Source organism: bacterium (assembly GCA_040753555.1).
GTDB lineage: Bacteria > UBA9089 > UBA9088 > UBA9088 > UBA9088 > JBFLYE01.
Map to the genome: position 1 here is coordinate 3,287 of JBFMDZ010000087.1, position 5,721 is coordinate 9,007.

Consider the following 5,721-nt stretch of genomic DNA (forward strand, 5'->3'; position numbering starts at 1 on the left):
GGTAGAAGAGCTTGCCGAGGCACAGAAAAGGACAGAGCAAAGGGTAGAAGAGCTTGCCGAGGCACAGAAAAGGACAGAGCAAAGGGTAGAAGAGCTTGCCGAGGCACAGAAAAGGACAGAGCAAAGGTTAGAAAAGCTTGCCATTGCCCAGGAAAAAACAGACCAAAGATTAGGTGGTATATCAAATACCATTGGCTATGAGCTTGAGGAAAAATACTACCACCTCTTTCCTTCTGTGTTAAAGGAGGATTTTGGAATTGAGATAGAAAAGGAATTTGAAAGAAGATTCTTTATCTATCCAGAGGGTGGCGAGGATGAGATAAATATCTATGCTGAGGCAAGGCAGAATGGAAGCAAGATATACATTATTGGAGAATCTAAAGCAAGCATAGGAAAAAACGATATTAAAGATTTTTCAAAGGTTATTGAAAGGGCAAGGAATTACTTAAAAGCCGATGTATTCCCCCTCATGCTTTGTTATTCAATCCATCCTAATGTAGAGGCAGATCTTAAAAAAGAACATCCACACATAAAGCTCTATCGCTCTTATGAGCTTTCCAAAAGGGCAAGACAAAAGGGAATTCATTTATGAGAAAAATGCTAAAAAAGGATGTTTTGGTTGTAGGCAGAGGGATTAGTGCATTGGAACATTATAAAGTTAAATAATGTCTTTTTGCTTTATAGTATCTTGCATAAATTGTTGCAATAATACAGTTAGACTAAAAGAGATTAAACCACGAAGGAGTAATTTCAATGTCCTAGGTTAAGGTTAAAAAGCCAGTATGGAAGTTGGGTTAGGATGTTGGTGAAAAAGTGACTAACTTCCTAACCTTATAGACCAAACAGGCATCTTAACCCTAGCCCTTTAACAAAAGGGTTTGCTTGAAATTCAATTGATTTTTGGTATATGTAGAAAAGGTTAAGTGTGTAAGTCGTGCCTATGATTCTCTACTATAGCCCCTTTGCTTCCCTCGGCTGTGAACTCCATAATCTCTATCCTTCCATCAGGACGCTCAAAATACATAGTATTGGGCTTCTCTATCTTTGGAAAATATTTACCAGATATATCCTCATATAGCTCTACATTGTAAAGGGGTATGCCCTGGGTTCTGTCATATTCTTCCAGGGCAGCAAGCCTTAAAAGCCCCCTATCTTCATACACAGTGTATTTTGCCTTTTCATTTTTATAACCTGCATAATATTTTCCTCCCTCTTTATGGTAAATGTCTGCATTCATTGGATAAAGCCTATCATCCACTATCTCAAAAAACCTACCCCCTTTAATCTTAAAGCTTTTACCTGCCTTGCACAACAGCCATTCAGAGGTTATCTTGTCAGGGCTATGGGTTAGCATCACAGAATCCTTTTTTAACCCTGTCTTATTTAGTGCCTCGTAGTCTGTATGGACAATGCTATTTCTAACAGAGATATCGTGAATAACAGTGGCATCATTAAAGGCATTTATAGCCTCTTTGTATCGCTCTTCACTCCATATCCTTTCTATGTAGTCGTTAATATTGCCATATATTACTGAAGAGGATTCAAATTCCTTCCTTGACATAGGAAATCTCTGGGTTCTTTTATCTGTCCAAAGAGACCTCCACAATTCTTCATTATGGGCTGTATCTGAGCTAAAGACTAATGTTTCGCTATTGGTTTTAATCCTTAAGCCAATCCCTGAAACACCATGCCACACAGCTGACTTAATGGCTTCTATAGTAAAGCCCTCATCATCTCTGTAGATATTTTTTTCCCCTTCATAGAAGGAAGATGAGGAAAATGGATAAAAGGCATCGGGTTCAACCCACTCTAAATAATCAGGATCTTTAAAAAGTAAGCGTGGCTTTTTTGTCCTCTCACTTATAACAATCTTTGCCCTATCAGGAGGAAGAATGTTATTATTTCTATCCATTACATAAAGGCAGGATTTTCCACCCCCTTCATCAAGGGAAACAATTCTATATTTTGCCAAAGGGCCTAGTATTTGATAATCAATATATTCTTCATAGCAAATATCTATTATATTCTTTGAGTCTTTTGAGAGGCTTTTTTCTATTGCAGGGCCAGATGCCCTGATAAGCTCATTATTAACATCCTCTGATGTAAGAAGGGAAACCTTCTTTTGCATATCAGGTGCATACATATTAAAGAGGGCTAAATCCGTGAACCACCTCTTGTGGTCATCATGGCAATGGGTAATTATCAAGCCATTTACCTTTTTAAGCCCATGGCCGCCTATCTGCTGGAAAAGTGGTGCTCCGCAATCTATAAGATAGATGGATTCTCCTATGGTTATCTGATAGCCAATGCTTTTGCCCATTCTGGAAAATGGGGCATAGTCACCGAGGATATGTAAAACAATATCATCAACCATTAAAAATATTTTAGCATAGCAGAAACATAAGGGCAAGAAGTTTGATTTGGTATATATTTATACCTAAACAAAGGTTTTTTTATCTCTTGCCTAATGCAAGATGTGTCTATATCCGTTTCTTGACATCTACCTATTGTTTTAATTAGTATTCTCCTATGATTCCTGTTTCAGAAGCACAAAGGATAATTTTAGAAAGCATCCCTGCCCTTCCTGAGGAAATTATTGATATTGCATCATCTTTAAATAGGGTATTGTCTTATGATATCTTCTCTGACATAGACATTCCATCCTGCAATTTATCGGCAATGGACGGCTATGCTTTAATCTCATCTGATGTAAAAGGTGCATCAGAAGATAATCCCATTAGATTAGAGGTTTTAGAAGAAATTCCAGCTGGTGCAATTTCAAAAAAAGAAATAAAAAATGGCTTTGCATCAAAAATAATGACAGGTGCTATGCTTCCAGAAGGAGCAGATTCTGTTATAATGGTTGAGTATACAGAAGCAATGGGTCAATCTATTATGATAAAAAAGGAGACAAAGCCCTATGAGAATGTTATTCAAAGGGGAGAAAATATAAAAAATGGCGAGCTTCTCTTGGAAAAAGGAAGGATAATAGGATCTTCTGAAATTGGAATATTGGCATCATTAGGAATAAAAAATGTAAAAGCAATAAAACAGCCAAAAATCGCTGTATTAGCAACAGGGAATGAAATTGTAGATATTGATAGCGAATTATTAAAGGGTAAAACAAGGAATATAAATACCTATACATTATCTGCTCAAATTCAAGAGGCAGGAGCAATCCCAATAGATTTGGGCATAGGAAGGGACGACAAAAAGGATATATCATTAAAGATTGAAAGGGGGCTAAAAAGCGCTGATATGCTTATAACATCTGGCGGTGTTTCTGTTGGAGATTATGATATTACAAGGAATGTTTTGGAGGATATGGGGCTTATTGTTAAGTTTCACAAGGTTGCAATGAGACCAGGAAAGCCTACCCTATTTGGAATAATTAGGGAAAAGCCATTTTTTGGCCTTCCAGGATACCCTGTTTCCTGCATCGTCTGTTTTGAAATTCTTGTTAGACCAGCAATCCTTAAGATGGGAGGAAGAAAGAATTTAGAAAGGCAAATAATTAAAGCAATATTAGGAGAAGATATAAGAAAAAAAACAGACAGGAGGAGTTATTTAAGGGTATCCCTTAAGAAAAAGGATGGTATATTTGAGGCAAGGCTAACAGGAAATCAGGGTTCATCTGTTTTAAACTCAATGGTAAAGGCAGATGGTCTTCTCATTGCAGAAAAAGATGTAGGGTTTATTCCTTGTGGAAGCAGAGTTTCTGTTTATCTTTTAAGAAATGTTTGAACCACTTATATGGGATGATGGTGTCTTAAAAATCCTTGATCAAACAAGGCTTCCCGATGAGGTTTCCTGGATTTCCTGTAAAAGCTATTTAGATGTTGCCCTTTGTATAAAGGAGATGAAGATAAGGGGAGCGCCTGCCATTGGTATTGCAGGGGCGTATGGTGTTTGTCTGGCAGATGATAAAGAAAAGGCAATTGAGACACTAAAAAGGACAAGACCAACAGGAAGGGATCTTTTTTACACTCTGGAAAGGATGAAAGATAGCAAAAACCCTTTAGAATTGGCAAAACAAATTCATCAAGAATTAAAGGAAAAAAACAGAAAAATAGGTGAATATGGCATCTTTCTTCTTTACGATGGAATATCCATTCTTACCCATTGCAATGCAGGCTCTCTTGCCTGTTGTGGAATAGGAACAGCCCTTGCTCCAATATACCTTGCCCATAATAAAGGAATGAACATAAAGGTATTTGCATCAGAGACAAGACCAAGGTGCCAGGGAGCAAGGCTTACAATGTGGGAGCTTGAAAGAGCTGGAATTTCATCAACATTGATTGCTGATACAATGGTAGGTTATGCGATGAAGAATAAATTGGTTGATATTGTCTTTGTTGGTGCAGATAGAATAGCAAAAAATGGCGATTTGGCAAATAAGATTGGAACATATCAAATAGCTATATTATCAAATTACCACAAGATTCCCTTCTTTGCCCTTGCACCAACATCCACGATTGATTTAAGTATTGAAGATGGAAGCAAAATTCCAATTGAAGAAAGAAGCAAAGATGAGCTTGGGTATAATGTAAATTGCCTAAATCCAGCCTTTGATATTACCCCACATTCCCTTATTACAGGAATTATTACAGAGGAAGGAATTACACGCAAGAAAGAAGTAGAGAAAGGTCTTTTAATGCCTCTTCTATGGGGATAATCTCAATATTACCTTCATAAAGTCTTCGTTCTCCACCGTAAAGAAAATAGGCTTTAGATAGTGGATACTCTTTTAAAAATGCCTTTAATCCCTTAGTCAAGGATGGTGTAATCTTTGCAGTCCGCTTTATTTCAAACGCCTTGATTCCCTTATCGCCGTATAATACAAAATCTACTTCAATATTATTTCCTGTCCTCCAATAATATATCTGATAGCCTAAATCAAGGTAATCATTTATGGCGGTCAATTCCTGAAATAACAAGGTTTCCATTGCATGTCCTTCTATCTCTTCTGGCATATCAAGAGGTCCTTTTGGTCTTAATGTCCGATAAACCCCAACATCAAAAAAATAAAATTTGGGATGGCTAATAAGCCTCCTTTTAGCCCTTTTAGTAAAAACAGGTAACCTATAGGCTATAAGTAAGTCTTCTAATATAGCAAAGTAACCTTCAACTACTTTACGGTTAACCGCACAATCACGGCTTACTGAGGAAATATTTAAAACAGAAGCTTCTGAAAAACTGGCAGATTCAAGAAACCTATAAAATGCCCCTAAGTTTCTGGTTAAGCCTTCTTGAACTACCTCTTCTTGTAGGTAAGTTTTAACATAGCTTTCTAAATAATTTTTGGGAGCAGATTCAGTATAAACACAAGGCAGTTGTCCATAAAGTAGAGAATGAGTTATGTTGAAATCCCTGCCTAGTTCGGCGATGGTAAGGGGGTGGAAGAAATAGTATAAGGCTCTACCAGCAAGTAAATTTATTTCCTTTCCCCTCAATTTTCTAGCACTTGAACCTGTCAGAATAAATCTATAATGATATTTCTCAATTAGTCTATGGACTTCGGTCAGGAGCTCAGGAATCCTTTGAACCTCATCTACAATAATCCAATCCTCAAAATTTTTGGGGATGAGATTTTCAAGCCTGCCCGGATTAGCCGTAAGGTCATTAAACAGTTCTGCCTCCAGCAGGTCTATATACAAAGCATCAGTAAAGGTTGATTTAACCCATGTTGTTTTACCTGTGCCCCGTGGGCCAAATAAAAAG

The 5,721-nt window shown here is 37.3% G+C and carries 5 protein-coding genes; 3 read left to right on the plus strand and 2 right to left on the minus strand.

All coding sequences use genetic code 11. From position 1 onward, the window contains the following. Positions 1-592 (plus strand): hypothetical protein (locus tag AB1630_07865; GenBank protein MEW6103709.1); only part of this gene is annotated, 592 nt, incomplete at its 5' end. 327 nt (positions 593-919) lie between these two features. Here the strand turns inward: AB1630_07865 and AB1630_07870 are convergent. Next, entirely contained in the window at positions 920-2,374 is a 1,455-nt protein-coding gene (locus tag AB1630_07870) for a hypothetical protein (protein MEW6103710.1), read from the minus strand. Positions 2,375-2,529: 155 nt separating this feature from the next. On the opposite strand from AB1630_07870, the gene glp reads away from it, so the two are divergent. Both glp and mtnA read left to right on the plus strand, forming a co-directional pair. After that, entirely contained in the window at positions 2,530-3,744 is a 1,215-nt protein-coding gene (glp, locus tag AB1630_07875) for a gephyrin-like molybdotransferase Glp (protein ID MEW6103711.1), read from the plus strand. Next, positions 3,737-4,675 carry an S-methyl-5-thioribose-1-phosphate isomerase gene (gene mtnA / locus AB1630_07880; GenBank protein MEW6103712.1) on the plus strand — a complete coding sequence of 313 codons (939 nt, stop codon included), beginning with the start codon at positions 3,737-3,739 and terminating at the stop codon, positions 4,673-4,675. The genes glp and mtnA overlap by 8 nt, the downstream gene beginning before the upstream one ends. Here the strand turns inward: mtnA and AB1630_07885 are convergent. After that, a partial coding sequence (locus AB1630_07885) for an AAA family ATPase (GenBank protein MEW6103713.1) occupies positions 4,620-5,721 on the minus strand: 1,102 nt, incomplete at its 5' end. The two genes, mtnA and AB1630_07885, sit on opposite strands and share 56 nt — an antisense overlap.

Excerpts from the sequence above, each read along its gene's own strand:
- AB1630_07870 (MEW6103710.1), bottom strand. The coding sequence starts at position 2,374 with ATGGTTGATGATATTGTTTTACATATCCTCGGTGACTATGCCCCATTT.
- glp (MEW6103711.1), top strand. The coding sequence starts at position 2,530 with ATGATTCCTGTTTCAGAAGCACAAAGGATAATTTTAGAAAGCATCCCT.
- mtnA (MEW6103712.1), top strand. The coding sequence starts at position 3,737 with ATGTTTGAACCACTTATATGGGATGATGGTGTCTTAAAAATCCTTGAT.